General features: G+C 75.0%; 28 protein-coding genes. 12 read left to right on the top strand and 16 right to left on the bottom strand.

Going from position 1 to position 26,933, the window contains the following annotated elements; all coding sequences use genetic code 11:
• Positions 1 to 174 precede the first annotated feature (174 nt).
• From EDJALFJO_RS05410 to EDJALFJO_RS05400, 3 genes are all read right to left on the bottom strand, one after another.
• Positions 175 to 1,197: a hypothetical protein gene (locus EDJALFJO_RS05410; protein ID WP_088282970.1), complete on the bottom strand. Its 1,023-nt coding sequence runs from the start codon at positions 1,195 to 1,197 to the stop codon at positions 175 to 177.
• A 62-nt stretch (positions 1,198 to 1,259) separates the two neighbouring features.
• A complete protein-coding gene (locus EDJALFJO_RS05405) occupies positions 1,260 to 2,858 on the bottom strand; it encodes an FG-GAP-like repeat-containing protein (protein WP_088282968.1) in 1,599 nt (532 codons plus the stop codon).
• A 115-nt stretch (positions 2,859 to 2,973) separates the two neighbouring features.
• Positions 2,974 to 3,762 carry a hypothetical protein gene (locus EDJALFJO_RS05400; RefSeq protein ID WP_233149694.1) on the bottom strand — a complete coding sequence of 263 codons (789 nt, stop codon included), beginning with the start codon at positions 3,760 to 3,762 and terminating at the stop codon, positions 2,974 to 2,976.
• A 233-nt stretch (positions 3,763 to 3,995) separates the two neighbouring features.
• Between EDJALFJO_RS05400 and EDJALFJO_RS05395 the strand changes: the two genes are divergently transcribed.
• The 4 genes from EDJALFJO_RS05395 (at position 3,996) to EDJALFJO_RS05380 (ending at position 8,217) form a co-directional block, all read left to right on the top strand.
• Positions 3,996 to 4,445, top strand: a complete 450-nt coding sequence (locus tag EDJALFJO_RS05395) for a hypothetical protein (protein WP_088282966.1) — start codon at positions 3,996 to 3,998, stop codon at positions 4,443 to 4,445.
• Positions 4,446 to 4,503: 58 nt separating this feature from the next.
• Complete coding sequence (locus EDJALFJO_RS05390; protein ID WP_088282965.1) at positions 4,504 to 5,271, top strand: HAD family phosphatase; 768 nt, start codon at positions 4,504 to 4,506, stop codon at positions 5,269 to 5,271.
• Positions 5,268 to 7,700: a glycoside hydrolase family 65 protein gene (locus EDJALFJO_RS05385; RefSeq protein WP_088282963.1), complete on the top strand. Its 2,433-nt coding sequence runs from the start codon at positions 5,268 to 5,270 to the stop codon at positions 7,698 to 7,700. Before EDJALFJO_RS05390 ends, EDJALFJO_RS05385 begins: the two co-directional genes overlap by 4 nt.
• Positions 7,701 to 7,782: 82 nt before the next feature.
• Positions 7,783 to 8,217 (top strand): OsmC family peroxiredoxin, encoded by a 435-nt coding sequence (locus EDJALFJO_RS05380; protein WP_088282961.1) that lies wholly within the window; start codon positions 7,783 to 7,785, stop codon positions 8,215 to 8,217.
• Here EDJALFJO_RS05380 and EDJALFJO_RS05375 read toward each other — a convergent pair.
• Complete coding sequence (locus EDJALFJO_RS05375; protein ID WP_143448305.1) at positions 8,195 to 10,501, bottom strand: bifunctional diguanylate cyclase/phosphodiesterase; 2,307 nt, start codon at positions 10,499 to 10,501, stop codon at positions 8,195 to 8,197. The two genes, EDJALFJO_RS05380 and EDJALFJO_RS05375, sit on opposite strands and share 23 nt — an antisense overlap.
• Before the next feature lie 56 nt (positions 10,502 to 10,557).
• Entirely contained in the window at positions 10,558 to 11,850 is a 1,293-nt protein-coding gene (locus EDJALFJO_RS05370) for a DUF3604 domain-containing protein (protein WP_088282957.1), read from the bottom strand.
• A 65-nt stretch (positions 11,851 to 11,915) separates the two neighbouring features.
• On the opposite strand from EDJALFJO_RS05370, the gene EDJALFJO_RS05365 reads away from it, so the two are divergent.
• Positions 11,916 to 12,314, top strand: a complete 399-nt coding sequence (locus tag EDJALFJO_RS05365; protein ID WP_198950030.1) for a thioesterase family protein — start codon at positions 11,916 to 11,918, stop codon at positions 12,312 to 12,314.
• Here EDJALFJO_RS05365 and EDJALFJO_RS05360 read toward each other — a convergent pair.
• From EDJALFJO_RS05360 to EDJALFJO_RS05345, 4 genes are all read right to left on the bottom strand, one after another.
• Complete coding sequence (locus EDJALFJO_RS05360) at positions 12,301 to 12,816, bottom strand: nitroreductase family deazaflavin-dependent oxidoreductase (RefSeq protein WP_143448304.1); 516 nt, start codon at positions 12,814 to 12,816, stop codon at positions 12,301 to 12,303. The genes EDJALFJO_RS05365 and EDJALFJO_RS05360 overlap by 14 nt on opposite strands.
• A 10-nt stretch (positions 12,817 to 12,826) precedes the next feature.
• Positions 12,827 to 14,122 carry a DNA polymerase domain-containing protein gene (locus EDJALFJO_RS05355; RefSeq protein ID WP_198950029.1) on the bottom strand — a complete coding sequence of 432 codons (1,296 nt, stop codon included), beginning with the start codon at positions 14,120 to 14,122 and terminating at the stop codon, positions 12,827 to 12,829.
• 104 nt (positions 14,123 to 14,226) lie between these two features.
• On the bottom strand, positions 14,227 to 14,508 hold the full coding sequence (locus EDJALFJO_RS05350) for a DUF2795 domain-containing protein (RefSeq protein ID WP_088282951.1): 282 nt from the start codon (positions 14,506 to 14,508) through the stop codon (positions 14,227 to 14,229).
• Between the two features lie 174 nt (positions 14,509 to 14,682).
• Positions 14,683 to 15,075: a hypothetical protein gene (locus EDJALFJO_RS05345; protein ID WP_088282949.1), complete on the bottom strand. Its 393-nt coding sequence runs from the start codon at positions 15,073 to 15,075 to the stop codon at positions 14,683 to 14,685.
• Positions 15,076 to 15,253: 178 nt separating this feature from the next.
• Here EDJALFJO_RS05345 and EDJALFJO_RS05340 point away from each other — a divergent pair, with 178 nt between their 5' ends.
• A complete protein-coding gene (locus tag EDJALFJO_RS05340) occupies positions 15,254 to 17,086 on the top strand; it encodes a hypothetical protein (RefSeq protein ID WP_088282947.1) in 1,833 nt (610 codons plus the stop codon).
• A 59-nt stretch (positions 17,087 to 17,145) separates the two neighbouring features.
• On the opposite strand, the gene EDJALFJO_RS05335 is transcribed toward EDJALFJO_RS05340, so the two are convergent.
• From EDJALFJO_RS05335 to EDJALFJO_RS05325, 3 genes are all read right to left on the bottom strand, one after another.
• Positions 17,146 to 17,598, bottom strand: a complete 453-nt coding sequence (locus EDJALFJO_RS05335) for a ubiquinol-cytochrome c reductase iron-sulfur subunit (protein ID WP_198950028.1) — start codon at positions 17,596 to 17,598, stop codon at positions 17,146 to 17,148.
• Between the two features lie 132 nt (positions 17,599 to 17,730).
• Positions 17,731 to 18,459 carry a hypothetical protein gene (locus tag EDJALFJO_RS05330; protein ID WP_088282945.1) on the bottom strand — a complete coding sequence of 243 codons (729 nt, stop codon included), beginning with the start codon at positions 18,457 to 18,459 and terminating at the stop codon, positions 17,731 to 17,733.
• Positions 18,456 to 19,013, bottom strand: a complete 558-nt coding sequence (locus EDJALFJO_RS05325; RefSeq protein ID WP_233149693.1) for a sigma-70 family RNA polymerase sigma factor — start codon at positions 19,011 to 19,013, stop codon at positions 18,456 to 18,458. Before EDJALFJO_RS05325 ends, EDJALFJO_RS05330 begins: the two co-directional genes overlap by 4 nt.
• Before the next feature lie 103 nt (positions 19,014 to 19,116).
• On the opposite strand from EDJALFJO_RS05325, the gene EDJALFJO_RS05320 reads away from it, so the two are divergent.
• Positions 19,117 to 20,007, top strand: a complete 891-nt coding sequence (locus EDJALFJO_RS05320) for an SMP-30/gluconolactonase/LRE family protein (RefSeq protein WP_233149692.1) — start codon at positions 19,117 to 19,119, stop codon at positions 20,005 to 20,007.
• A 37-nt stretch (positions 20,008 to 20,044) separates the two neighbouring features.
• The gene (locus EDJALFJO_RS05315; RefSeq protein WP_088282942.1) at positions 20,045 to 20,755 is read left to right on the top strand and encodes a VOC family protein; all 711 of its coding nucleotides are present in this window, start codon (positions 20,045 to 20,047) and stop codon (positions 20,753 to 20,755) included.
• A 14-nt stretch (positions 20,756 to 20,769) separates the two neighbouring features.
• Here the strand turns inward: EDJALFJO_RS05315 and EDJALFJO_RS05310 are convergent, their stop codons facing one another.
• A complete protein-coding gene (locus EDJALFJO_RS05310) occupies positions 20,770 to 21,762 on the bottom strand; it encodes an acetylxylan esterase (RefSeq protein WP_088282940.1) in 993 nt (330 codons plus the stop codon).
• Between the two features lie 70 nt (positions 21,763 to 21,832).
• Between EDJALFJO_RS05310 and EDJALFJO_RS05305 the strand changes: the two genes are divergently transcribed.
• Both EDJALFJO_RS05305 and EDJALFJO_RS05300 read left to right on the top strand, forming a co-directional pair.
• On the top strand, positions 21,833 to 22,588 hold the full coding sequence (locus tag EDJALFJO_RS05305; RefSeq protein WP_088282938.1) for a 1-acyl-sn-glycerol-3-phosphate acyltransferase: 756 nt from the start codon (positions 21,833 to 21,835) through the stop codon (positions 22,586 to 22,588).
• A 329-nt stretch (positions 22,589 to 22,917) separates the two neighbouring features.
• Positions 22,918 to 23,916: a LacI family DNA-binding transcriptional regulator gene (locus EDJALFJO_RS05300; RefSeq protein ID WP_088282974.1), complete on the top strand. Its 999-nt coding sequence runs from the start codon at positions 22,918 to 22,920 to the stop codon at positions 23,914 to 23,916.
• Positions 23,917 to 23,968: 52 nt separating this feature from the next.
• Here EDJALFJO_RS05300 and EDJALFJO_RS05295 read toward each other — a convergent pair whose 3' ends face one another.
• The 3 genes from EDJALFJO_RS05295 to upp form a co-directional block, all read right to left on the bottom strand.
• Positions 23,969 to 24,631: a PH domain-containing protein gene (locus EDJALFJO_RS05295; protein ID WP_088282936.1), complete on the bottom strand. Its 663-nt coding sequence runs from the start codon at positions 24,629 to 24,631 to the stop codon at positions 23,969 to 23,971.
• 12 nt (positions 24,632 to 24,643) lie between these two features.
• Positions 24,644 to 24,814 carry a hypothetical protein gene (locus EDJALFJO_RS34840; RefSeq protein WP_198950027.1) on the bottom strand — a complete coding sequence of 57 codons (171 nt, stop codon included), beginning with the start codon at positions 24,812 to 24,814 and terminating at the stop codon, positions 24,644 to 24,646.
• A 325-nt stretch (positions 24,815 to 25,139) separates the two neighbouring features.
• A complete protein-coding gene (gene upp, locus EDJALFJO_RS05290) occupies positions 25,140 to 25,775 on the bottom strand; it encodes a uracil phosphoribosyltransferase (protein ID WP_088282972.1) in 636 nt (211 codons plus the stop codon).
• Between the two features lie 129 nt (positions 25,776 to 25,904).
• On the opposite strand from upp, the gene EDJALFJO_RS05285 reads away from it, so the two are divergent.
• Together EDJALFJO_RS05285 and EDJALFJO_RS05280 are read left to right on the top strand one after the other, a co-directional pair.
• A complete protein-coding gene (locus tag EDJALFJO_RS05285) occupies positions 25,905 to 26,453 on the top strand; it encodes a tRNA adenosine deaminase-associated protein (RefSeq protein ID WP_158220292.1) in 549 nt (182 codons plus the stop codon).
• A gap of 35 nt (positions 26,454 to 26,488) precedes the next feature.
• Positions 26,489 to 26,933, top strand: a 445-nt coding sequence (locus tag EDJALFJO_RS05280) for a nucleoside deaminase (protein WP_143448303.1), incomplete at its 3' end; no start/stop codon positions are given.

The following is a 26,933-nucleotide window of genomic DNA, read 5'->3' as shown; positions in this document are numbered from 1 at the left end:
CGACCCACCCGGCACCGTCACCTGGACCACCCGCACCGGCCGCGCCTACACCGCACTCCCGCACGCCCCACTGCCGCGGATCGCACCGATGCAGGTGCCCTTGTCGAACGCTGCGGTGGCGCTGGCAGAGGATCCTCCGCCGTTCTAGGCGGCCGGCGGTCTCGTCCGGCTGCCTCAGGAGACGCCCGGCGCAGCGGGGATCCCGACGGTCCTGGCGACGTGCTCCTCGAGAAGTGCGAGGGCGCCGGCCGCGGCGGCGGTGAGCGTCGCCGGGGGCCGACCGGTCCACAGGTCGGCGAGGCGGGTGGGCGTCGTCGGGACGACCTCGAGGGTGTCGAACTCCTCGCCGGCGGCGAGCTCGGCGACGGTCGGCCGGCTCCCGACCGCGGCGAGGTCGAGCAGGACGACCACGTCGGGGCGCAGGCGGGTGAGGTCTGTGACGAGGCCCAGCACGTGGAGCGACGCCTCGACCTCGTCCACCGTCCGGTGCACGCCGAGCTCCTCCCGCAGCTCCGTGGCGGCCGTCGTCGCGAGGTGCCGGCCGTCCGCGGCGGGCTCGAGCATCCCGGACGGGGCGACGTGCCAACGGCCCGGGTCGGTCCCGACCCGGGTGCTCCGCAGACCGAGGACGACGCCCGTCTCCTCGGCAGCGCCGCCGTCCGCCGGGCCGGTCCGGACGACGAGCAGCACCGAGACCCCGAACGCGGCGGCGCGGCCCGCGCCGCTCGTCGTCGGGTCGCCCGCGACCTCGTGCGCGCGGCGGCGCAGCGGCAGGTCCGCGAACGACACCGGGCGGGGCAGGCCGTCCGTGCGGCCGTCCGTGCGGTCGCTCTCGCCCTCGTCCGCAGCGGTTGCAGCGCGGACGAGCTCGTCACGGACGGCGTCGCACGTCGCGAGCATGTCGAAGTACCCGCCGGGCACGACGTGGACCACGGCCCCGCCCGCGCGGCCTGGCTCCTCGACCCGGTCCAGGCACAGGACCGCCCCGTCGTGCACCCGCCCGCCGGCACGCAGCCTGTCCAGGAAGGCGCGACCGCCCCCGGCGAGCGCCGCATCCACCGCCCGCGGCCGGTCGTCGAGAACGACCCGGGCCCCCGGCAACCGCCGGACGGTGACCGGGTAGGTCTCGCCGCCCCGCCGTACGAGGCCCGGCGTCCCGGCGTACAGCCGCGCGAGGACGGCGAGCGGGTCGGTCACCCGCCGAGCCTGCCAGACGTCACCGCCCGGCAGGCCCGACGGGGCCTGTCAGGGCCAGCCGGTCACGCGATCTGGTTCATGACCTGCCAGCCGGTGCCGATCGAGCGCCTCGGGCCGAGCTTCCCGGTCGTGAGACCCGGGTACAGCCAGAGCCCGCCGCCGCTCGTCGACTTCGCGCGCGTCACGAGGTCGGGGACGCCGTCCCCGGTCAGGTCGCCGACGCCGGCGAACAGCCACATCGAGTTCCAGCCGGTCCCGATCGTCACCCGGGTGCCGAGCGCGCCGTTCGCGTAGCCGGGGTAGAGGTACAGCGTGCCGGTCGAGGCCTGCCGCACGACGAGGTCCGGGATGCCGTTGAGCGTCATGTCACCGACGCCGACGACGCGGTCCATCCCGCTCCACCCGCTCTTGAGCGCCGTCCGCGCGCGCAGCCCTCCGGACCCGTTGCCCGGGTACAGGTAGAGCACGCCGTTGGACTTCTGGAGCGCGACGAGGTCCGGCTTCCCGTCACCGGTGAAGTCACCGATGCCGGTGATCGCCGACATGCCGCCCCAGCCGGTGCCGAGGCTCCTGCGGGTACCCCAGGTCGTGCCCCCGGTGCCGGGGTAGAGCCACAGCGTGCCGCCGGTGCTCCGGACGAGCAGGTCGACCTTGCCGTCACCCGTGAGGTCGCCCGCGGTCTCGACGAGGTTGTAGGACGACGACGGGAACGTCCCGGCGGCGACCCGGGTCTGGAAGACGTTGCCCGTCTTGGCGCCGTTGCCCTTGTAGAGCCACAGCTGCGACGAGGACGCCTGCCGGGCGAGCAGGTCGTTCTTCCAGTCGCCGTTGACGTCGTTCGCCACGGACGGCGCGGGAGCCTTCGCCGGTGTCGCCGTCCACGCGGCGCACTTGGCGTTGAAGTCGTACGTCCCGTCGGTCCACTGCGTGAGGAAGGTCTTGCCGCCCGAGAAGCTCGTCGCGCTGCAGGCGGCGACGGCGGTCGCCTCGCCGTGCTGCCCCGTCGCCACCCAGGCCGGGACACCGGGCAGCCACCACGGCCCGACGACGGTGTTCCACAGCCCCGCGTTGGAGTAGATCCCGATCGCGTAGCCGCTGTCCTCGAGACCGCGCACGAGGCCCTCGACGACGAACCTGTTGCGCTGCATGGCGGCTCGGGTCGTCGCTGCCGGCCATGCCTGCGACGAGCGGGGTTCGACGTCGATCCACACCGTCGACGGCTTCCAGCTGATCCCGCTCAGTGTCGCCGCGGCGTACTTGCCCTCGGCGTAGCCGACGTTGCGGAGCTTGCCGGCGTCGGTCGAACCGGTCCACGGGCCGCCCGAGGTGCCGTACTGGGTGATCTGCGCGGGCGTCGGGTACGTCGCCATGGTGTACGCGTGGGCCGGCTTCGCGTTGTCGACCGCCCACTGCCGCTGGTCGTCCACGCAGGGGTTCTCGGTGAACGCGAGCCCGTGCGTCAGCCCGATGATGACGAACGACGTGTTCGCGGGCGAGGGCATCGGCTGCGAGCCGGGTCCGGCGCACTGCGGCCAGGAGATGTCGTAGACGTACGGCGCCGCGGCCCGTGCGGACGGCGAGACCGCGACGGCGCCGATCCCCGCCGCCGCGAGCGCGGTGACGGCGGTGACGCAGGAGATGAGAAGTGTCCGCCGGTTCATGATGTCCTCCCCAGGAGGCGGTAGTTCAACGCTAGTTCGCCGTCCGTGGCGTGATCCGGGCCTTGCAGCACCTGTCCAGTTCTTGTCAGGGAGGGCCCGTGTCCCTGGTGGGTCGTCACGTCCCGCGCGCCACGTCGACGTGCACGTGGTCGAGGTGGCGCAGGACGGCGTTGCGCGTCGGGCCCTGCGGCGGCACGTAGGGCCGCCACCCTGCAGAGGACCGGGACGCCGTCCAGATGCGGTCGTCGAAGATGACGTTGTCGACGTCGAGCTCGTCGGCGTGCGCGACGAGCCACTGCGCGACGAGCCAGCCGCGTCGTGACGTCTGCGCCGACACCGGGCGGAAGAACACGTCGACGGCGCGGCCCTCGTAGTGCGCGGACCCCGGCATGTGCCCGGTCGACACCCCGCCGGGCTCGAACCCGCCGAGCGGGAGCTTGCCGGCCACCCCGCGCAGCGCCGTCCGGACGCCCTCCGCCCGCGGGGTGAGCCCGCTCGCGGTCTCGTCCTCGCGGGCGAGGTCGTCACGGGAGTGCCGCTCGGCCGCCGAGACGGTGCAGGAGAGCGCCCCGTCGCGGGTGCGGAGCGCGGTGACGACGGCCCGGTCGGACGCCGACAGCCCCGGCGGGAGGGTCTTCGCCAGGGTGGCGCTCGTGAGCCGCTTGGCGTCGTCGGGCTCGAGCTGCTGCTCGCCGTCCGCGGTCGTCACCGAGCAGGACGGGCCGCCGAGCAGACCCGGCAGCCAGGCGTCCGGCCAGCCGACGACCCGGACGGCGGCCGCGCCGACGAGGAGCACGAGGACGAGCGCGGCGCCGAGGACCGCCTGCCGGCCGCGCCGGGTCAGCCGCAGCCGGGGACCGGCCGACGGCCGCGGGTAGCCGTACACGGTCGAGCCCCGGGGCACGTCCTGAGGCCCCTCCTGAGGCACGTCCTGCGGCAGGACCCTGGGCGCCCCCGGCGCGTCGAGGGGCGCGGCCTCGCCCGCACCGGCGTCCGTCGACGTGCCGGTGGCGATCCCTCCGGTCCCCATGCAGGCAAGGACGCGCGCCGCGACAGGAAGGTTGTCGTGCTCCGGCGGGGCGTCCCGACGGGCCGCGGACCGTGACAGATCCGGGTCGATCCGGCCAAGATCAGGACATGAGTGATCTCGGGGACACTCCGCCCGGCCGTCGTCCGCCGCTCTCGGCCCAGGACCGCGACGAGGCAGAGGGCGCGTGGGCGCTGGTCGTCGCGGCGGTCCTCGCCGCGTCCGTCGCCGGTCTCGCCGGGTGGGCCTCCGGTGAGCCCTTCGTCGCGGTCTTCGCCGGCGTCGGGTCCTTCTGCGCGCTGTGGCTGCTCATGGCGTTCACCCCGCCCGACCCCGGTGACGTCGCGGCCCCGTCGCCGGGCGGCCGCACCGTCGTCCTTCTCGGTGCCGGGCTCGGCTTCGGGACGGCGGGGGTGCTGGGCTCGCTGCTGTCCCCGCTCCTCGGTCTGGGTCTCGCCCTCGTCGTCGGCGCACCGCTCGGGGCCCTCCTCGGCGGTGTCGTGGCCAGGGTGCTGCGTGCGCTCCGGCGCCTCGGGCGTGCCCTGCCCGGCGGACGATGAGCCGGCACGGCGACCGGTTCGAAGGGCGGCAGGCACCCGCCGGTGCTGTGCTGGGCGCATGACCACGAGCCCCGCCCTCGCCACCCGCTTCGGCCTCCCGGACGGTGTCGAGGCGTGCCTGTTCGACCTCGACGGGGTGCTGACCCGGACGGCGACCGTGCACGCCGCGGCCTGGAAGGAGATGTTCGACGCCTTCCTGCGTGCCCGCGCCGAGCAGAGCGGCGAGGCCTTCGTGGCGTTCGACCCCGACCACGACTACGAGGCGTACGTCGACGGGATGCCACGCGCCGACGGCACCCGGTCGTTCCTCGCCTCCCGGGGCATCGACCTGCCCGAGGGGTCGGACGACGACGCGCCGGGCTCGGCGACCGTCGCGGGTCTGGGCAACCTCAAGAACGAGATCGTCGTGCGCCGGATCCGCGAGGACGGCGTCGCCGTCTACGACGGGTCGGTCGAGTACGTCCGCGCGGTGCGCGCCGGCGGCCTGCGGACGGCGGTGGTGTCGTCGTCCGCCAACACCGCGGACGTGCTGCGGGTGACCGGCATCGAGGACCTCTTCGACGCCCGGATCGACGCCGGGGTCGCCCGCGAGCGGAACCTGCGCGGCAAGCCGGCCCCCGACACCTTCCTCGCCGGCGCCGCCGCGCTCGACGTCCCCGCCCGGAAGGCCGCGGTGTTCGAGGACGCCCTCGCCGGCGTCGAGGCGGGGCACGCGGGGGGCTTCGCGGTCGTCGTCGGCGTCGACCGGTCCGACCAGGCCGAGGCGCTGCGTGCCCACGGCGCCGACGTCGTCGTCGCCGACCTCTCCGACCTGCTCGACCGATGACGACCCCGCTCTACGGCGTCCCCGTCGCGCAGCCCGGCCGGCGGTACGCCGCGACCGCCGACGGGGCGGCCACCGAGGACGTCTTCACGGTCGAGCCGTGGGCGGTCACCGAACCCGTGCTGCGGCTCGACGTCCTCGCCCGCACCGAGTCGGTCTTCGCGCTGTCGAACGGGCACGTCGGCGTCCGCGGCAACCTCGAGGAGGGCGAGCCGCACGCGCTGCCCGGCACCTACCTCAACTCCGTCCACGAGAAGCGGCCGCTGCCGTACGCCGAGGCGGGCTACGGGTACCCCGAGTCCGGCCAGACCGTCGTCGACGTGACCAACGGCAAGATCATCCGGCTGCTCGTCGACGACGAGCCGTTCGACGTCCGCTACGGCACCCTGCACCGGCACGAGCGCCGGCTCGACCTGCGCGCCGGGACGCTCGCGCGCGACGTCGAGTGGACGTCCCCCGCGGACAAGACCGTGAAGGTCACGACGACGCGGCTCGTCTCGCTGACGCACCGCTCGGTCCTCGCGATCGCGTACGAGGTGGAACCGGTCGGTGCGCCTGCCCGAGTCGTCGTCCAGTCCGAGCTCGTCGCGAACGAGGACCTGCCCCCGGCCGGCGACGACCCGCGGGTCGCGGCGGCGCTCAACGCCCCGTTCGACGCCGTCGAGCACGAGGTGCGCGGCACGTGGGCGAGCCTGCTGCACCGCACCCGGGCGAGTGCGATCGGCGTCGCGGCGGCGATGGACCACGTCGTCGAGGTCGTCGGCGACGACGCGGACGGCGTCGAGGTCGCCATGACGTCGCAGGCCCAGCCGGACTGGGCACGGGTGACCTTCACCGCGGCGCTCGCCCCCGGGCAGCGGCTGCGCGTCGTCAAGCTCGTGAGCTACGGCTGGTCGTCGCTGCGGTCGACACCGGCGTTGCGCGACCAGGTCGCCGCCGCCCTCACCGGGGCGCGGCACACCGGCTGGCCCGGCCTGCTGCGCGACCAGCGCGAGTTCCTCGACGACTTCTGGGCCGGCGCGGACGTCGAGATCGACGGGGACCCGGCGCTCCAGCAGGCCGTGCGGTTCGCGCTCTACGGCGTCCTCCAGGCGGCCGTGCGCGCGGAGGAGCGCCCGATCGGCGCCAAGGGCCTCACCGGCACCGGGTACGACGGCCATACTTTCTGGGACACCGAGACCTTCGTGCTGCCGATGCTCGCGCACATCTGGCCGCCGGCGGTCGCCGACGCCCTGCGCTGGCGGCACGCGACCCTGCCGAAGGCGCGGGAGCGGGCCCGCCAGCTCGGCCTGGCCGGTGCTGCCTTCCCCTGGCGGACCATCACGGGCGAGGAGTGCTCGGGCTACTGGCCCGCCGGGACCGCTGCCTTCCACATCAACGCCGACGTCGCGGACGCCGTGATCCGCTACCACGACGCCGTGCGCGACGACGACTTCGACGCCGGGGCCGGCCTGGAGCTGCTCGTCGAGACCGCCCGGCTGTGGACGAGCCTGGGCCACATCGGCCGCGACGGCTGCTTCCACGTGGACGGCGTCACCGGCCCCGACGAGTACTCGGCCGTCGCGGACGACAACGTCTACACGCTGCTCATGGCGCAACGGAACCTGCGGTCCGCCGCGATCGCCGCGACGAACTACCGGGACGGCGCCGCTGCGCTCGGCGTCGACGCCGCGGAGATCGCCGGCTGGCGGGAGCGCGCCGACGCCGTCGTGCTGCCGTTCGACGCCGACCTCGGGGTGCACGAGCAGTCCCGCGGGTTCACCCGGCACGAGCCCTGGGACTTCGCCGCGTCCCGCGGGGAGCACCCGCTCATGCTCCACCACCCGTACTTCGAGCTGTACCGCCGCCAGGTCTGCAAGCAGGCCGACCTCGTGCTCGCGATGCACCTGCGCGGGGACGCCTTCACCCCGCAGGAGAAGGCGGCGAACTTCGCCTACTACGAGGCGATCACCGTGCGGGACTCGTCGCTGTCGGCCTGCACCCAGGCGGTGCTCGCGGCCGAGGTCGGCTGCCTCGACCTCGCGTACGACTACGCGTGCGAGGCGGCGTTCATGGACCTGCACGACCTGCAGCACAACACCCGCGACGGCCTGCACATCGCCTCGCTCGCGGGGGCGTGGACGGCGCTCGTCTCCGGGTTCGGCGGGATGCGCGACCACGACGGGACGCTGATCTTCGCGCCGCGGCTGCCGCCCCGGATCACCCGGATGAGCTTCCGGATCCGGCACCGGGGGCTCTACCTGCACGTCACCACGGACGGCGCCCGGGCCACGTACGAGCTCGTCGACGACGGCCGCACCATCGACGTCGTCCACCACGGGAAGACCGTCACCCTGCACTCGGGCGCGCCGGTCACGCTGCCGGTGCCCCCGTTGGAGGTCCCGCCGCCGGCCGTCCACCAGCCGCCGGGCCGCGCACCGCGGCGGCGCTGACAGGGGGCCGTTCCGGCGGGCGTGACCGGCGATCCCGGGGTTGCATGGTCACGTCCACCGACGCCTCACCGAAGGAGACCCCATGCCCACCCGTTCCGCGACGACGACGTGGTCCGGCGGACTGCAGGACGGCGCCGGCCGCGTCGAGCTCTCGAGCTCCAAGGCCGGCACCTACGACGTGTCGTTCCCGCGCCGCGCGGCCGACGACGCCGGGGGTGTCACGAGCCCGGAGGAGCTCATCGCCGCGGCGCACAGCGCCTGCTACGCGATGCAGTTCTCCGCGCTGCTCGGCCAGGCCGGCGGCATGGACATCTCGCTCGACGTCTCCGCAGACGTCTCGCTCGCACCCGACCCGGCGGGCGGGTTCCGGATCAGCGGCATCGTGCTGCACGTCCGGGGCGGGGCGACCGGGCTGGACGCCGCGGCGTTCGCCGGCGTCGCCGAGGACGCGAAGAACAGCTGCCCGGTGAGCAAGGCGCTCACGGGGACGACGATCACTCTCGACGTGCAGGGCTGACGTCGGGGGCGGCGTTCCGCAGGTCCACGACGCGCGGCGCCGGGCCCGTGCCCGGCGCCGCGGCGTCGTCCGGGGCGCAGCAGGGCCAACCGCCCCTGGCCCACCGGTCCGCCCACGCGTCGAACGCCTCGACGGACATCGCCGGCGCGTAGAGCAGCCCCTGACCCTGGTGGACGCCGAGCTCGGTCACCGCCCGCGCGGCGCGCACCGTCTCGACGCCCTCGGCGACGACCCGCAGCCCGAGGTCGCGCGCCAGCGTCATGATCGCGCGGAGCATCGCGGCGTCCCGCGGGTCGTCCGCGAGCTCGGTGACGAACGAGCGGTCGACCTTCACGGTGCTCACCGGCAGCCGCTTGAGCCGCGAGAGCGAGGAGTAGCCGGTCCCGAAGTCGTCGATGGCGATCCGCACCCGGCGCCGGGCGAGGCGCTCGATCGCGGCGACGGCGGCGTCGTTCGCGAGCGAGGACTCGGTGACCTCCAGCCGCAGCCGGTCCGGGCCGAGACCGTGCCGTTCGATGCAGTCCAGGACGAGGGCGTCCAGGCCCGGCGTCGCGAGCGCGACCGGTGAGACGTTGACGGACACCGCGAGGTCGGCGCCGGCGTCCCGCCACACGGCGGCCTGCCGGGCTGCGGTCCGCAGCACGTACGTCGTGAGCTCCTCGATGAGGCCGGCCTGCTCGGCGAGCCGGACGAAGTCGGCCGGGGCCTGCGGGCCGCGACGCGGGCTCGACCAGCGGACGAGCGCCTCGGCGCCCTGCACCGTGTGGGTCTGCAGCGCGACGAACGGCTGGTACTCGACACCGACGGTGCCGTCCTCCAGTGCGGCCCGCAGCTCGGTGACGAGGGCCAGCCGGCCGCTCGCGTCGTGGTCCCGGCGGGCGTCGAAGAGCGTGTAACCGAGCCGCTCGCGCTTGGCCCGGTACATCGCGAGGTCGGCCCGCATGAGCAGCGTCGTCGGGTCGTCGCCCTGCGTCGGGGCGAGCGCGATGCCGACGCTGCCGCCGATCCGGGCCGTCCCGCCCGGGGTCGCGCAGGGCGTGTCCAGGGCCGCGAGCAGGTCCTCGGCGACGCCGCGCGCGTCGAGCGCGGTCTCCAGGCCGCCGACGAGGACGGCGAACTCGTCGCCGCCGAGCCGGGCGACGAGCCCGCGCGCGCCGATCGCGACCCGGACCCGGTCCGCGACCTGCACGAGCACCCGGTCGCCCGCCTGGTGCCCGTGCGAGTCGTTGACGTCCTTGAAGCCGTCGAGGTCGACGAGCAGGAGCGCGCTCGTGTGCCGGGTGCTGCGGCCCTCGGCGAGGACGCGGGCCGTCTGCTCCAGGAGCATCTCCCGGTTCGGCAGCCCGGTGAGGGCGTCGTGCAGCGCCCGGTGCCGGACCTCGGCCTCGGCGGTGCGGCGGGCGTCGGCGGCCGCGACGATCCCGGCGACGGCCTGGAGGAACCACAGGTCGTCGCGGTCGAAGCGGTCCGGGGCGCCGGCGGCCGCGAGGAGCACGCCCCACGGGTCGCTCGGTGGCCCGACGACGACCGCGGCGAGCGCCCGGACGCCCTGCGCGCGCAGCGGGTCGTCATCCCCGGCCGGCCGGCCGCCGCCCGGCCCGGGGCCGTCGTCGAGCACGGTGACGACCGCCTGCCGGGTCGCGAGCGCCTGCCGCGCCGTCGCCGCACCGGCGAGGGCCGGGTCACCGACGCCCCACGGCACCGGCCCGGCCCAGCCGGGCGCCGCGACGGCCGCGGTGAGCAGCGCAGAGACCCGGCCCCGGCCGGACGCCGTGGCCCGCAGGAGCACCGTCGCCGGCAGACCGGTCGTCGTGGCGACGGTGCGCACCGCCTCGGCGGAGACGTCGGCCATCGAGGCCGCCCCGAGCGCCGCCTCCCCGAGCCGGACGACGGCCACCTGCTGCTTGGCCCGGACCGCGAGCTGCAGCTCGAGCCGGCGGCGCTCGGCCCCGCCCGCGTAGACGCTGAGCCGGCCGGCCGGCAGCCCCTGCGCGTCGTGGAGGGCCTGGCTGACGACGGTGAGGTCGACCTCCTCGCCGTCGCTGCGCCGCCGCGTCACCTCGTGCGGGGTCCCCAGCAGGTCGGTGCAGGCCTGGCCGCGCGGGCCCAGCGTCGGGTCGGGTGCGCCGAGGACGTCGGCCGCGCGCCATCCGAAGAGCTGCTCGGCGGCCGGGTTCCAGACGGTGACGTGCTCGTCCGCGTCGACGGCGACGAAGGCGGCAGGGACGAGGTCGACCACCGGGCGCAGCCGCTCCAGGGCTGCGACCAGCCCGACTGCGATCACGCGGTTACCGTACGTCAACTCGAAGGTCACGATCGACGGAATGCCCAGGTCGGGCGTCAGGACCAGGGACTCCCGTACGCCAGGGCCCAGCAGTTCGCGGGGTGGTCGCGCGGGGCCGCGGCGCCGTACCGACGCGCCGGGTCGGCGACCCGCAGGACGAGCCAGGCCACGTCGTCCGGCACCTCGACGTCGGTGACGACGAGCTCCCCGAGCCGGGCCGGGACCCGCGCCACGACGCGGACGCCGGCGTCCGCGGGGTCGGTCGGACGGACCGTGTTCGGGGCCGCCGGTGCGGTCCCCTCGGGGTGCGCCGACGTGAGCAGCTGGAGCTCGACCGGGCGGCCCGCGCCGTCCGGCAGGTCGACGTCGACGACAAGGGTGCGCCGGCCGCCCGGCCGGCCGGTGTCGGACCGACCGCCCATCCGGACGCCGTCGAGCGCGGCGTCCAGGCGCAGCCGGACCTCCCGGGTCGCGAACGTGCGGCGTGACTCGAGGGCCTCCCGGACGCCCTCACGGCTCAGCTCGCGGACCCACAGCCCGGTGCGGCCCTTGCCGACGAGCCCGTACGACCGGCCGTGCTCGTCGCTGGAGCCGGTGAGGCCCGGCCGCCAGCCGGCGTCGAGGACGTCGACGACCGGCGACGGCAGCCGCTCGGCGTAGCCGCCGAAGAGGAAGTCCTCGGTGCGGTTGAAGACCTCGGTCGCGACGAGCCGCGGCGGCAGCGTCGCGCCCGGGTCGAGGTCGGGGCCGGGGACGGCGAAGTTGTGCAGCCGGCCGGGCTCGCGGCCGGGGTGGTTGTAGCCGAACAGCGCGGTGCGCTCCTCGCGGGCGAGGAACTCGTGGACGCCGACGGTCGAGCCGGGAGTGAGCACCGGGACGAAGGCCTGCGAGAACCAGACGTTGACGTGGCCGAGCCACGGCTCGGTCCACTCGAACCCGCGGATGGCGGTGAACTCGCCGGGGGCGTCGTGGCCGTCGGCGACCTCCCCGACCCGCAGCCACTTCGCGTCGTCGATGGAGCGCGGGGTGAGCCGGCCGAGGGCGAGCGCGTCCCGGGTCGGGTACTGCTCCAGCGACAGGGTCGCGACGAGGTCCCGGGGCGTCGAGGCGTGGTCGGTGAGCGCGGCGGCGTCCAGCCCGGCGGCGCGCATCTGCGCGAAGGCCCGCTCGGGGTCGCCGAGACCGTCGGAGTTCAGGGAGTGGTTGTGCAGGTCGGCCTGGACGGCGTGCAGCACCGCGGCGTCCTTGCCGGCCTGCCCCGCCTCGGGCACCCCGACGAGCCGGGACCGGCGCCACGGGTCGTCCGCGGTGCGCCCGTCGGTCCGCCCATCGGTCCACTGGGTGCTCACGTGCTGCGACCCTACCGATGCCCGGCGGCAGCGGCCGCGCCGGGGCAGCGCCTATGCTCCGCGGCGTGGAGCCGTTCCGTCACCCGCTGAGCCCCCGGTACCTCGAGGTCGACCGGCAGGGCGTCGTCTTCAACGCCTGGTACCTCGCGTACTTCGACGACGCGATGACCGCCTTCCTCGCCGCGCGCGGCCTGCCGTACACCGACCTCATCGCGGGCGGGTACGACGTCATGCTCGTGCGGACCGAGCTCGACTGGTCGGGCGGGCTCGGCTACGGCGACGCGGCATACGTCGAGGTCGACGTCGCCGCCGTCGGCCGGACGAGCTTCACGCTGACGTTCGACGTCGTCCGGGACGGCGTCAGCCTGTGCCGCGGGCGGACGGTCTACGTGCTCGTCACCGCGCAGGGCAACGAGAAGACGCCGGTCCCCGACCGGATCCGGGCGCTGCTCACTCCTGCGTGAGCCGGAACAGGCGGATCTCCCGGCCACCGGTGCGCTCCGGGTAGAGCCGGTAGCCGCGGTACGTGGCGCGGGCCAGCGCCCAGGCCTGCTCGGCCTCGTCGCCCGCGAGCTCGCGGGCCTCGACCGCGGCCTCGCGCCCGCGGTAGGTCAGCCGGCCCGCCGGGGACGCCACGAGGTTGTGCACCCAGCCCGGGTGCTTCGCGCCGCCCCAGTTCGAGCCCACGACGACGACGTCCCCGCCCATCGGGACGCCGAGCAGGGGCACCGTCCGGTCCGCCCCCGAGCGTGCTCCGCGGGTCGTCAGGTAGACCGTCGGCAGCCCCGCGGCGACCTCGGTGAAGGTCGCCCGGCCGCCGGTGAGCCGGCTGAGGCCGCGGTCGAGCGGCGGCAGCGCGACGGCGAAGACCTTCGAGCCGGGGCGGGTCGAGGCGCACCAGGCCATCGCCCGGGAGAACGGGTCGCGGCGGGCACCGGGCAGGCGCAGCGTGGTCACGAGGCTCACGGGCCGCACGCTACCGCTCGGTAACCGGGTTCTGCCCGGCCCCGTACGCGGCCATCCGCTCGCGCATCCGGACCCACGGGTCGTAGTCGGCCTCGAGCGGGCCCTGCTCCGGCCGGTCCGCCTCCGGCACGTGCTGGAGGTTGACCCGCACCCGGTACCAGACCGAGCTGCTGCCGCGCATGCCGTCGACGAGGACGTCGGCCGGCTCGAGCAGCGGGACGACGCCCGGGTGCCTGGCCTTCCAGCGCTCGAGCGCCTCGAGCGCCTCGGGCTTGGTCTTCGTCCGCGCGACCTCGACGAGCGGCATCGTCGACTGCCGGCGGCCGTCCGGCGTCCCGGAGCCGCGCGGCGGCTTCTCGGCCGGGCCGAGCCGTTCGGCCAGGGCCAGGAGCGGCTCGAGCGAGCCGGCGGCGGTCTCGATGCCGGCCCAGGGGTCGCCGAGGTCGGCGTACCGGGCGAGCACGGCGGGCAGGGTGAACCGTTCGGGCCGGCAGCCCGGGACCTCGTCCCACGTCAGCGGCGTCGAGACCCGGGCGTCGGCGGTCGGCCGCACCGAGTACGCCGACGCGACGGTGCGGTCCTTGGCGTTCTGGTTGAAGTCGACGAAGACGCCCTCGCGCTCCTCCTTCCACCAGCGGCTCGTCGCGAGGTCGGGCGCGCGGTTCTCGACCTCGCGCGCCACGCTCTGCGCCGCGAGCCGCACCTGCGGGTACGCCCACAGCGGGTCGACCCGCGCGTAGATGTGGAAGCCGCGCGACCCCGACGTCTTCGGCCAGCCGACGAGCCCGTGGTCGGCGAGGACCTCCCGGACGACGAGGGCGACCTCGACGGTCTGCTCCCACGGGACGCCGGGCAGCGGGTCGAGGTCGATGCGCAGCTCGTCGGGGCGGTCGAGGTCCTCGGCCCGGACCGGGTGCGGGTTGAGGTCGACGCAGCCGAGGTTGACGACCCAGGCCAGCCCGGCGGCGTCCCGGACGACGACCTCCTCGGCCGACGTCCCCGACCGGTAGTGCAGCGTCACCGAGTCGAGCCAGTCCGGCTTGTTCGACGGGACCCGCTTCTGGAAGAAGGCCTCCTGGTCGATGCCCTTGACGAAGCGCTTGAGGATCATCGGCCGGCCCGCGACCCCGCGCAGGGCGCCGTCCGCGACCGTGAGGTAGTACCGGACGAGGTCGAGCTTGGTCACCGGGGCGGCACCCGCGGGCCCGTCGAGGAGCACCTGCGGGAACACGACCTTGTCCGGGCTCGAGACCTTGACCTCGCGCCCGGCCACCTCGAGCGTCACGGACGACGATCCGGCTGCCATCGGTCCACCCTACGGGCGGGTCACCTCGTCCGGGTCACCTCGTCCGGGTCACCTCGTCCGGGTCACCTCGTCCGGGTCACCTCGTCCGGGTCACCTCGTCCGGGTCACCGTCGCGGGCCCTCCACCGCGAGCCCGAGCGCCTGCGCGACGTCCTGGACGTTCTCGAAGGTCTCGCCCGGCGGCAGCGAGCCGAGGAGCGTGACGACGTCCTCGGAGGCGCGGTTGTCGACGGCCCGCAGCACGAGCGCCTCGCGGTCCGCGGGGTAGACCTCCTTGCCCAGGGCCCGCGCGACCTCCGCCCGGGTGTCGACGTCGGCCCGGGGGACGCTGCCCGTGGTGCCGCTGCGCCGGCCGGTGAACTCGTCGTCGTAGCCCTGGTCGCTCATGCATCCTGCGTACCCGACGGGCCGCCGGACCAAACACGCCGCGCGGCGGGGGTCGGGCGGCGGCTGCGGGCCACGCGGCCGCCACCCGGCTCCCGGGACGTCCCGCCCGGAGGCGGTCCGACCATGGTGCCCGACCCGGCGCCGGCCGGGGCGTCGTCGGGAGAACCCGCGGGCTCAGCCGGTGATGAGCTCGGCGAAGCTGTGCCCGCGCACGTAGGCGAGCTCGTCGCGCAGGGACTGCGCGTCCCGGCGCAGCTCGAACGTCCCGAGCCGGTCGAGGTCGTCGAGAACGGCGCGGACGGCGTCCAGCGTCGTGTCGTCGATGTGGTCCGAGCAGCCCGCCACGGCGGCGAGCAGCCGGATCGCCCGACCGGCGCGGGCGCCGAGGTCGGGGTGGACGACGGCGAGCGCCTCGATCTCGAGCCGGTGCGCCCGCGCGATCCGCTCCCAGCGCCGTCCGGCCCGGGTGCCGCGCAGCCGCTCGTGGAGCAGCAGCACCGGCGCGCAGCCGGCTGCCGCGTCGTCCGTGAAGGGTCGGGGCCGACCGGTCCCGCAGCTGGCGTCCATGAGGTTCCTCCTGCGGGCCACGGCCCGCCGTCGCGTCGTGCGGACCCGTGGCCGGCACGTCCTACGGGTACCCACGTCGGACGCCGGGCCGCCGACCTGAGCGGATACGACGAGAAGGCCGCCACCCGGATGCGGCGAAACCGCTCGGGGCGCCCCGGGCGCGGGCATGATCGGGCGGGTGGACGTCACCGCGTTGCGCCGCCGGTCGAAGGAGCTCGGGTTCACCCCGCAGGACCAGGTGCGCTGGCTCTCGCCGGTCGAGCTGGCCCGGACGGCGGTCACCGCCGGGCTCGGTTCGTTGTTCGCCGACTACACCGACCGCCGCGAGACGCAGGCCGCGCTGCCCGCGACGCCGCTGTCCGTCCCGGCGGACCCGGACGGCGGCGTCTGGTGGGACTACATGGCCGACACCGGCGACGGCTTCGACCCGACCTACACGATGGTGAGCCTGCTCGCGGCGCCGCGGGTCGACGTCCTGGCGCCGGACGGCGTCCGGGCGGGCAGTGTCGCCGCACGGCCGGTCTCGCTGCCGCGCGGGCGGGCGCTCGTCCTCGGCGGGGACGAGGTCTACCCGGTCTCCTCGACGAGCAACTACGAGGACCGGCTCAAGTCCCTCATGCGCGCTGCGTGGGAGCCCGGTGCCCTGGCGCCCGGGGAGCGCGAGCCGGCCGTCTACGCCCTGCCGGGCAACCACGACTGGTACGACGGCCTCACCGCGTTCCTGCGGGTGTTCGCCCAGCGGCGGATGGTCGGCGGGTGGCGGTCCGAGCAGACCCGCAGCTACTTCGCCGTGCGGCTGCCGGCGAAGTGGTGGCTCGTCGGCGTCGACACCCAGCTGGGCACCTACCTCGACGGCCCGCAGCTGGAGTACTTCCGGCGCAACCTGTCCGCGCACCTCGAACCGGGCGACGCCGTCGTCGTCTGCGCGCCGACGCCGACCTGGGTGCACACCGCCGAGGACGACCCGGACGCCTTCAACTCCCTGCACTTCTTCGAGCGCGAGGTCGTCCGCTGCCACACCGACGACGACGGGCAGACCCGGCCGACGGGGGCGAGCGTCCGGCTGTGGCTCACCGGCGACCGGCACCACTACGCCCGGTACGCCGAGCAGACCGACGACCAGCCGCCGCGCCAGCTCGTCACGTGCGGGCTCGGCGGCGCCTACCTCGCCGAGACCCACCGGCTGCCCGAGCAGCTCGTGCTCCCGGCGCCCGGCTCGAAGATGGCCTCGCCGGACGAGCCCGCCGCCTTCGACCTCGTGGCCCGCTGGCCGGACGCGGCGCGGTCCCGCCGGCTCGTGCGGGGCCTGCTCGGCGGCCCGCCGCACGGCCTCGCCTTCCGCAACCCGGGCCTGTGGCGGCTGCTCGGCGGCGTGCACGCCGTGGCGCTGCTCCTCCAGGCGTTCGTGCTCGGGCTCGTCCAGCGGAGCAACCCGGTGCTCGTGCTGCGCAACGCGTCGCCGCGCGACGCGCTCGACCTCGGCTGGCAGACCGCCGTGTGGCTCGCGGTCGCGGTGGCCGTCGCGGTCCTGCTGCCGCTGCTGCGCGGCCGGGCGCCGCGTCGCCCCGGCGAGGTGCTCCTCGGCGTCGTCCTCCAGCTCGCGGTCTCGTCGGCGTCGTTCGCCGCGGTGCTCGCCGTGCCGTGGCCCCCGGGCTGGCCGGACTGGGTCGTCCTCGGGGTCGCCTTCGGCGGCACGGTGCTCGTCACCGGCCTCGTCGCGTGCGAGGCGCTCGCGGCGTACATCCTCGTGGCCCGCAACCACACGGTGGCCTCGTGGCAGATGTCGGCGCAGTCCGTCGAGGACTACAAGGGCTTCCTGCGGATCCGGGTGGACGCCGACGGCCGGCTCACGCTGTACCCGCTGGCGGTCACGACGGTCTGCCGGGACTGGGACGTCGTCGCCGTCGACGGCGCGGCGACCCACGAGCCGGGCGTCCACGCCCGGCCGGTGCCCGCCGGCGGGCTGCCCGCCGTCCGGCTCGTCGAGGCCCCGGTCGTCGTCGAGCGCTGAGCGGCCCGGCAGCACGCAGGGCCCGCCCCGAGGGGGCAGGCCCTGCGGTGACGGAGCGGTCAGGCGGAGACGACGTTCTCGCCGTCGACCTTGACCGCGACGGCGGCGAGCGGGCTGGTCGCCGGGCCGTTCTTCACGGCGCCGTCGAAGCCGAACTTCGAGCCGTGCGACGGGCAGTCGAGCTCGCCGCTCGCCGCGGCGACCGTCGTCCCCTGGTGGGTGCAGACGGCGCTCACGGCCGTCACCGCGCCCGCGGTCGCCTGGATGAGCGCGACCGGCTTGCCGTCGGCGCCCTTGGTCACGAGCGCACCGCCGACCGGGATGTCGGCGAGCTTGGCGAGGACGGTGCCCGCGGCGCCGGCCGCCGCGGTCCCGCCGCTGCCGCCCTCGGACGACTCGTCGTCGCTCCCGCAGGCCACGAGGGTCGGCACGCCGAGCAGGCCGAGGCTGATGAGGCCGCACACCTGCATGACGCTGCGACGGTCGGGGGTGGTGAGTTCCTGCTGGTCCACGAGGTGTCCTCCTAGGGACTTCAGAGTTCGGCTCTTGACCGAGGCAACGCCATGATCAGTGGCTCGGTTCGAGGATTCAGGGGATTCACAGGTTGCGATTGCGTGAACCGGCCCTGCGTCGGGCGGACCCGGTCAGACGGAGCGCACCGGCACCGTGAGCAGGACGGCCCCCGTCGCGTCGTCGACGAGCTTCACGTCCGCGACCTCCTTGGGCGCCACGGTCACCGGGACCCGGGCCTTCCAGCCGCGCTTGTAGCCCTCGGGGACGACCCACGTCTGCACCGGGTGCGTCCAGCCGCCGGAGTCGACGAGCTCGATCCGGCACTTCGTGCCCGACGCCAGCCCCCAGGGGGCGACGACGAGGATGCTGCCGCGGCCCTCGCCGTGCGCGAGCACGTGGACGTCGGCCCCGACCGGGGACGCGCCGTCCTGCGCCGTGCCCTCCGCGACGAGCACGTCGCCGGGCTGGACGACCCCCGGGGCCTCGTAGGTCTCGGTGAGCTCCCGGACGACGAGGACGCCGGCCGGCACGGCGAGCAGCAGCGCGGCCGCGGCCGCGACGAGGACGGTCAGCCGCCGGCGGCGCTGCCGCCGGTGCCGCATCTCGTCCAGGGTCCGGCGCAGCAGAGCCTCGTCGGGCACCTCGGCGTGCGGGACGGTCTCGTCCCGGGTGACGTCGAGGAGGGCGGGGAGCACCGCGAGCCGGGCGAACTCGTCGCGGCACGGCGGGCACTGCGCCTGGTGCTCGCGGACGGCGTCCGGCAGCGGCTCGCCGCGCAGGAGCGCGACGGCGGCGTCCTCGCGCAGGGTCGTGCAGGGGTTCGGGGACGCTCCGCCCTGGGCGGGGGTGGGCGAGGTCACGGCACGAGCCCCCGCTCCTCGCACGCGACCCGCAGCGCCCGCAGCGCGTAGTACGCGCGGGACTTCACGGTGCCCTCGGGGATGCCGAGGCGGGCGGCGGTCTCGGCGACGCTGCGGTCCCGGAAGTAGAGGTGCTCGAGGACGGCGCGGTGGTCGGTCGTCAGCGTGGTCAGGGCCTCGGCCATCCCGTGCGCGAGGAGCACCCGGTCGAGCATCTCGTCGACACCGCCGGCCGCGAGGACACGGGCCGGCAGCACGTCGGTGTCGCTCACCGCCGCGACCTCGCGCGGGCGCACCTTGCGGGCGCGCTCGCCGTCGATGACGAGGTTGCGGGCGACGGTGAGCAGCCAGGCCCGGACGGACGCCCCGCCGGTGCGCTCTGGGTCGAGCGCCTCGGGGTGCCGCCAGGCCCGCAGCAGCGTCTCCTGCACAACGTCCTCCGCACGTGCCGTGTCACCACCGACCAGCCTGCGGACATAGCCCAGCAGCACCCCGGCATGCGCGTCGTACAGCTGGCGCATGAGGTGCTCGTCCGTGGTGCCGGTCGGTCCCACGACACCGGAACGTAGTCGCCCCGGAGCCGGTTCAACGACCGGTGTTCGGTGCGGTCGCCCGTCCGGATGGGTGCGGTCACGGGCCGGTGGTTGGATCGTCGCCATGCCGACCCCGACGGTCCCGACCGTGCTGGACGCCGAGCAGGTCACGGACGTGTGCACCCACCACGGCGAGGGCCCGGTCTGGGACGCGGCCGCCGGCGTGCTGCGGTTCGTCGACCTCGTCGCGGGCGGGCTCATGACCTTCGACCCGGCGACCGGCGCCGTCCGCCGCCGGACCCTCGGGCCTGTCGTCGCGTGCCTGCGGCCGCGGCGGGACGGGGGCCTCGTCGTCGCGCTCGAGCGCACCGTCGTCCTGCTCGACGACCCGGACGACGAGGCGGTCGCGCCGCGGACGGTCGCGACGCTGCCGCTGGCGGCGGGTGCGCGGTGCAACGACGGGGGCTGCGACTCGGGCGGTGACCTGCTCCTCGGGACGATGGCGTACGACGAGAGCCCGGGTGCGGGCAGCCTCTACCGGGTGGCGCCCACGGGCGCGGCCCGCGCCGTCGTCACCGGCGCGACGATCTCCAACGGCTTCTGCTTCGACCCGACCGGCACCTTCGCCTACTGGACCGACACCCCGACCGGCCGGGTCGAGCGGCTGAGGTTCGCCGCCGACGGCTCGGTCGCGGCGCGGGAGCCCTTCGTCACGGTCGATCCCGCGGCCGGCCACCCCGACGGCCTGACCGTCGACGCCGCGGGCGGGGTCTGGGTGGCTCTCTGGGCCGGGTCCGCCGTCCACCGGTACGCGCCCGACGGCACGCTCGACGTCGTCGTCCGGGTGCCGGCCCGCCAGGTGTCGTGCCCGGCGTTCGGCGGTCCGGGGCTCGGCGACCTGTACGTGACGACGTCCCGGCAGGGCCTCGCCGCGGGCGAGGACCCGCAGGCGGGGGCGCTGTTCCGGGTGACGCCCGGGGTGCGCGGGTTGCCGGTGGTGCCGTTCGCGGGCTGAGCGTGCGGTGTCGGAGGTCGGTCGTACGGTCTGGGGCATGACGAACGGACCAGTGCGTTTCCTGACCCGGACGGCGGCCCAGGAGGCCGTGGTCGCCGAGGGCTGGCGCTACCTGCTCGGCACCTACTGCCTGTCGGTCCCGGTGGCCTCGCTCGCGGACGGGTGCGCGGTCGCGGCCCGGGCCGTCGCGGCGGCCGGGCCACGGGCCGACGAGCACCTGCGCGTCGACGTCCGGCCCGACCGGGTCGAACTGTCGCTGGCGACCCGCACCGCGGGTCGTGTCACCGACCTCGACGTCACTGCCGCCCGAGCCGTCTCTGCCGCGCTCGCCGTCCCCGCGGCTCCTGCGACGGGCGTCGCGCGTCCGGTCCAGATGCTCGAGCTCGCCATCGACACCCAGGACGCCGCCCGGATCCGCCCCTTCTGGAAGGCGGTCCTCGGCTACGTCGACGACCCCGCCGGGGACGCCGCCGCCCCGGACGCCGCGCTCGTCGACCCCACAGGCCAGCTGCCGGCACTGTGGTTCCAGCACATGGACGCCCCGCGGCCGCAGCGCAACCGGATCCACCTCGACGTCACCGTCGCGCACGACGAGGCGCAGTCACGGGTCGACGCGGCGCTCGCGGCCGGCGGCCGCCTGGTCGACGACTCCTTCGCGCGGTCGTTCTGGGTGCTCGCGGACGCCGACGGCAACGTGATCTGCGTGTGCACCTGGCTCGACCGGGACGAGCGCGCCGCCGCCGGGTAGCCGCGGGCACCGGTTCAGGCGACGGGGGTGGTCCCGAAGACCTCGTGGAGGAAGCCGAGGACCTCGCCCTCGTGGAAGCCGCCGCCGCCCTCGTGCCGGTTGAAGGGGTACTCGACGATCTGCTTCGGCCCGGCCCAGGCGTTGTAGGCGGCGTAGACCGTCGACGGCGGGCAGATGTCGTCCATGAGCCCGACGCTCCACAGGCTCGGGGCGGTCCCGCGGGCGGCGTGGAAGACGCCGTCCACGTGGTCGAGGGTGTCGAAGACGGTGCCGACCATGTCCCGGTGGACGGCGCAGTACCGCACGACCTCGCCGTACGGGTCGGAGTCGGTGATCGTCGTCGCCCGCCGGATGTCGCAGAGGAAGGGCACGTCGGGCGCGACCGCGGCGAGGTCCGGCACGAGCCCGCCGACGGCGATGCTGATCGCCCCGCCCTGCGAGCCGCCGGCGACCGCGACCCGGCCGGCGTCGACGAACGGCAGCGCCCGGGCGGCCTCGACGGCCCGCACGGCGTCCGCGAAGACCCGCCGGTAGTAGTGCTCCTGCGGGGAGGCGACCCCACGGGTCATGAAGCCCGGGTGCTGCGGGCCTGCGTGCGGGTCCGGGTCGGGGGTGTGCCCGGGTGACCAGGTGCTGCCCTGGCCGCGGGTGTCCATCTTGAGGTGGGCCCAGCCGGCGAGGGCGTACCGCGACGGGTCGCCGGGCAGCCCGCGCCCGCCGCCGTAGCCCACGTACTCGACGACGGCCGGCAACCGCTCGCCGCGGGCGGCGGCCCCGCGGGGGGCGGTCAGCCAGCCCCGCACGCGCTGCCCGTCCCAGCCGGAGAACTCGACGTCGTGGACGTCGACGAGGGCGAAGCCGGTGGGCTGCGCGGTGAGCCGGACGGCCAGCGGCGTGCGCCGGGTCTGCTCGAGGGTCTGCGCCCAGAAGGCGTCGAAGCCGACCGGTTCGGGGGTCGTCGAGCGGTAGCGGCGCAGGGCGTCGCCGCCGAGGTCGAAGAGAGCCACGGCGAGAACCTAGCCGGGAGCCGCGGGCGGGTCTGCCGCCGGGCCCGGGCACGCCCTACGCTCACGTGTCGTGAGCGAGCGCGTGTACCCCCCGGTGATCCTCCTGGCCAAGACGGTGTTCCGCGGCCTCGGCCTGCGCTTCTCGCTCGAGGGGACAGAGCACATCCCGCGCGAGGGCGGCGCGGTCATCGCGAGCAACCACGTGAGCTACCTCGACTTCACGTTCGTCGGGCTCGGCGCGCAGCCGGCCGGCCGGCTCGTCCGGTTCATGGCGAAGGACGCCGTCTTCAAGCACCCGGTCTCCGGGCCGCTCATGCGCGGCATGAAGCACATCCCGGTCGACCGGGCCGCCGGGTCGCAGGCCTTCCGGGACGCGCTCGCGGCGCTCAAGGCCGGTGAGCTCGTGGGCGTGTTCCCCGAGGCGACGATCAGCCGCGCGTACATGCTCAAGGACTTCAAGGCGGGCGCCGCGCGGATGGCGCAGGCCGCCCAGGTGCCGATCGTGCCGTGCGTCGTCTGGGGCGGGCAGCGGATCTACACCAAGGGCCGCCCGCGCGACTACGGCCGCGGCAAGGCCCTGACGATCGCCTACGGGGAGCCGCTGCGGCCGGCCAAGCGGGACAACTCGGAGGAGGTCACCGCCGAGCTGCACACCCGGATGGCGGAGATGCTCGACCGGGTGCAGCGCTCGTACCCCGACGAGCCGTCCGGCCCCGACGACACGTGGTGGCTCCCGCCGCACCTCGGCGGGACGGCCCCCACGCTCGAGGAGGCCGCCGCGCTCGATGCGGCGGACCGGCGGCACCCCGACGACTCGTCGTCCTGACCGCCGCCGGCCCTGACGGCGCCGCATTGACACGTCCGACCGGGAAGAGCAGGCTGGGAGCGCTCCCATGTGGAGTGTCTCCGGCCGCCACCGGGGACGACCGCCGGGGACGCCGTCCGCGGGCCACGCGCGGCGACCCCGGCGGTCCCGTCCGTCGGCCCGCCCGACCGTCCCGGGCCCGCCCCGTGCATGCCGGCGCGGCAGACATCCGCCGACCGGCGTCCGGCAGTGATCGACCCGGGTACGGTCGGACCCGCACAGGGTGAGGAGGTGCTCGCGTGGAGGACAGCAGGGCGGCCGACGGCGGCCGGCAGCGGCCGACGCTGGAGATGGTGGCCGCGGAGGCCGGGGTCTCGCGCGGCACCGCGAGCCGGGCGCTCAACGGCGGCCACAACGTCAGCCGGCGCGCGATGGAGGCCGTGCAGGCGGCCGCGGCCCGGCTCGGTTACCGGCCCAACCTCGCCGCGCGCTCCCTCGTCCTCGGTCGCAGCGGCTCCATCGGGCTCGTCGTCTCGGAGTCCGACGAGCGGCTCTTCAGCGACCCCTACTTCGCGACGGTCGCGCGCGGCGTGCACGCCGAGCTCATGGCGCACGACGTCCAGCTGGTCCTGGCCCTCGCGCAGACGCCCGCCGAGCGTGAGCGGATGCTCCGCTGGTCCGCCGGGCGCCCGCTCGACGGCGTCATCATCATCTCCGTCCACGGCGCGGACCCGCTGCCCGGCGCCATCGCGACGGAGGGCGTGCCCGTCGTCATCGGCGGTGCGGTGGAGGGGCCCGACCGGGACATCCCCGGCCTCGCGTCCGTCGACGCCGACAACCTCGCCGGGGCCCGGACGGCCGTCGAGCACCTCGTCGCCCGCGGGCGGACCCGGATCGGGCACATCAGCGGTCCGCTCGACATGGTCGTCGGCCGGGACCGGCTCGAGGGCTGGCGCTCTGTCGTCTCCGGATTGCCCGGCGGCGCACTGCCGACGCTGAGCGTGGAGGGCGACTTCAGCGAGGCGTCCGGCGCCGAGGGCGCCCGCCGGCTGCTCGCCGCACACCCGGACCTCGACGGCGTCTTCACGTCGAACGACGTCATGGCCCGTGGCGCGCTCGGCGCGCTGCAGCAGGCCGGGCGGCGGGTGCCGCAGGACGTCGCGGTGGTCGGCTTCGACGACCTGCCGGGGACCGAGGGGATCGCGCCCGGCCTGACGACGGTGCGCCAGCCGGTCATCGAGATGGGCCGGCAGATGGCCCGCACGCTGCTGACGATGATCGAGGGGCGACCGCTCGCGGAGCGGCACGCGGTGGTGCCCACGACGCTCGTCGTCCGGGAGACGACCTAGCCGGGCCGTCCGGACAGCTCGGAACGCACGGACCGCCGCGTGCTGCGGCGGGTCACCACGGGTTCTGGTCGTCCTGGTCGATCTTGCCGCCGCGGCCGTCGGGGTCCTTGCGGAAGCGCCCGGTCCAGCCGACGTTGACCCGCTTCGGCGTGCTGATGTTCACGATGTTGACGTCCTGCGGGACCTTCTTGAACAACAGGTTCTGGATGTGCCGGTAGGTGTTGTCCGGGTCCGGGATGAACGGCAGCTTCGAGAACGCCTGGTCCTGGCCGGCGGACTCCACGATGAAGGTGCCGTAGCCGAGCAGGATGCCGAGCGGCGTCTTGTTGTAGGTCATGTCGGTGACCTTGCCGATGGGCATCATCCGGATCTTGCGGATGACGACGCCGTCCACCTTGATCATCCGGTAGCCGGAGATGAAGGTGAGCTCACGGGTCCACTCGAACCAGCGCCACGACACCCACAGGAGCAGCGCGACCCAGGCGAGCGCGAGCAGGTTGCGCGCGCCGTCCGCGCCGTCGGGCAGGTTGGCGAACCCGAGGAACGTCAGGACGGTGCCGCCGATGAAGGCGGCGACCGGCTTGATCATGACGGCCTCGTGCACCTGGCCGCCGAGGATCGTCGTCTCGGTGTCGGCCAGGTACCGCGGGATCTCGCGCGGCAGCTCGGCGACGGGCCAGTTCCGCCAGGGCCACTTGTGCGGCAGGACCGCCATGGCGCAGCCGGACTAGCCGTTGATGATGGCGTCGAAGAACTCGAACACCGCGCGCACGCCGTCTGCGATCGCCTGGAAGCCGGTGCGGACGAAGTCCGCCGCCGCCTGGGGGCTGACGATGATGGCGTACAGCACGAAGATGACGATGATCGCGCCGATCACATTCTTCGTACGAGTCGACATCACACCTCCTCCGACGCATTCCGTCGCCCGCTCCTCGTGAGCGGGCCGGACGTTCAAGCATTGCCGATCGCCACGGCACGACGACGAAGGCGCGCCGTGATGTCCCGGGCTGGGTCACCGTGGGTGCGCCTACGACGCCGGAAGGTCACCGGTACGTCGACCAGCGTTACCGTACGTCACTTCCGTCACTCGAGGGAAGCCGGATGGGTGATTCCGAGATGAACTTGCGATACTAAAAGCCGCAACTCGGGCATCCGCTCCGCATGTCCCCCGGATGGGTGATGTGGATCACGGCGTGTCGTCCGAGTGGTCGCTCCGCGTGTCGTCAGACGACGCCGTAGAGCCGGTCACCGGCGTCGCCGAGGCCCGGCACGATGTAGCCGTGCTCGTTGAGCCGCTCGTCGAGCGCCGCGGTCACGATCGTCACCGGAGCCTCGGGCCCGAACTCCGCCTCGACGGCCGCGATGCCCTCGGGTGCGGCCAGCAGACAGATCGCCGTGACGTCGTCCGCGCCGCGGTCGAAGACGAAGTGCATGGCCGCCGCGAGGGTGCCGCCGGTCGCGAGCATCGGGTCCAGGAGGAAGACCTGGCGGCCCGTGAGCGACTCCGGCAGCCGGTTCGCGTAGGTGCTCGCCTTGAGGGTCTCCTCGTCGCGGATCATCCCGAGGAAGCCGACCTCCGCGGTCGGGACGAGCCGCGTCATGCCGTCGAGCATGCCGAGGCCGGCGCGCAGGATCGGCACGACGAGCGGCTTCGGTGCCGACAGGTGCACGCCGGTCGTCGGTGCGACCGGGGTGACGATCTCGTGCGCCTCGACCCGCACGCCGCGGGTGGCCTCGTAGGCGAGCAGGGTCACGAGCTCGTCGGCCAGGCGGCGGAAGGTGGGGGAGTCGGTACCCACGTCCCGCAGCACGGTCAGCTTGTGGGCGACGAGGGGGTGGTCCACGACATGCAGGCGCATGGCGGGCAACATATCGCGGCCGGTCGGGCCCCAGCAGGCGCCGCGGACGTGACGCCGGCCCGCGTGATCGGCGCGACATGGACGCGACATGCCCGGGGCCCTCGCGGACGGCCCCCTGACGGTGCCACGATGTCGCTCGTGGCGTACTTCACCGCAGTCATCGCCCGGGCCGGGCTCACCTGGAAGGCACGCGACGTCGAGGTCGACGACGCGTCGACGCTCGACGAGCTCGCCGACCTGCTGCGCGGGGTCGCGGTCAACGACGAGCCTGTCATCGCGGTCGTCGAGCACGAGGACGAGTGGTTCGCGGTCGTCCGGGTCGACGGCGACGAGCTGCCCCGGCTGTTCGTGAGCGACCTCGGTGCGGCGTCGACGAGCCACTACGGCGAGCTGCTCGCGCCGGCGGCCGACGTCGACGACCCCGAGGACCTCGACGCCGCGCCGGCCGCCGAGGAGGACGACGACTCGGACGAGGACGACGAGGACGGCACGCCCCCGGAGGACGAGGAGATCGTCGTCGCCGTGTGGGCCGGCGAGACCGACCTGCTCGAGGACCTCGGCGTCCCCGGCCGCACCCTGCGCAAGCTGGTCGAGGACAACGCCGACGACCCGGGCGCCGTCCTCGCCGAGGTCGGCGAGACCGTCGGCTTCGCGAACCTGCTGGAGGCGCTGCGCTGAGGGGCGTCCCGCCCTCCCTCGTCGACGTCGAGGCGATGCGGGAGGCCCTCGTCGAGGCCCGCGCCGCTCTGCTCACGGACGACGTGCCGGTGGGCGCGGTCGTCCTCGCGCCGGACGGCACGCTCGTCGGTCGCGGCCACAACCTCCGCGAGGGCACGGGCGACCCGACGGCCCACGCCGAGGTGCTCGCCCTGCGCGCCGCCGCCGCGGCGCTGGGCACGTGGCGCCTGGAGGGCTGCACGCTGGCGGTGACCCTGGAGCCCTGCACGATGTGCGCCGGCGCGCTCGTCCTCGCCCGCGTCTCCCGGCTCGTCATGGGCGCCTGGGACCCCAAGGCCGGCGCCTGCGGCTCGACCCTGGACGTCGTCCGCGACCGCCGCCTGAACCACACCGTCGAGGTCGTCCCCGAGGTCCTCGCCCCCGAGTGCGCCGCCGCACATCGTGCAGGGCTCCAGGGTCACCGCCAGCGTGCAGCCCTCC

This window comes from Kineosporia sp. A_224, assembly GCF_002198655.1.
Taxonomy (GTDB): Bacteria; Actinomycetota; Actinomycetes; order Actinomycetales; family Kineosporiaceae; genus R-H-3.
Note: the sequence above shows the minus strand (reverse complement) of the source record. Positions and strands in the feature narration are given on the sequence as shown.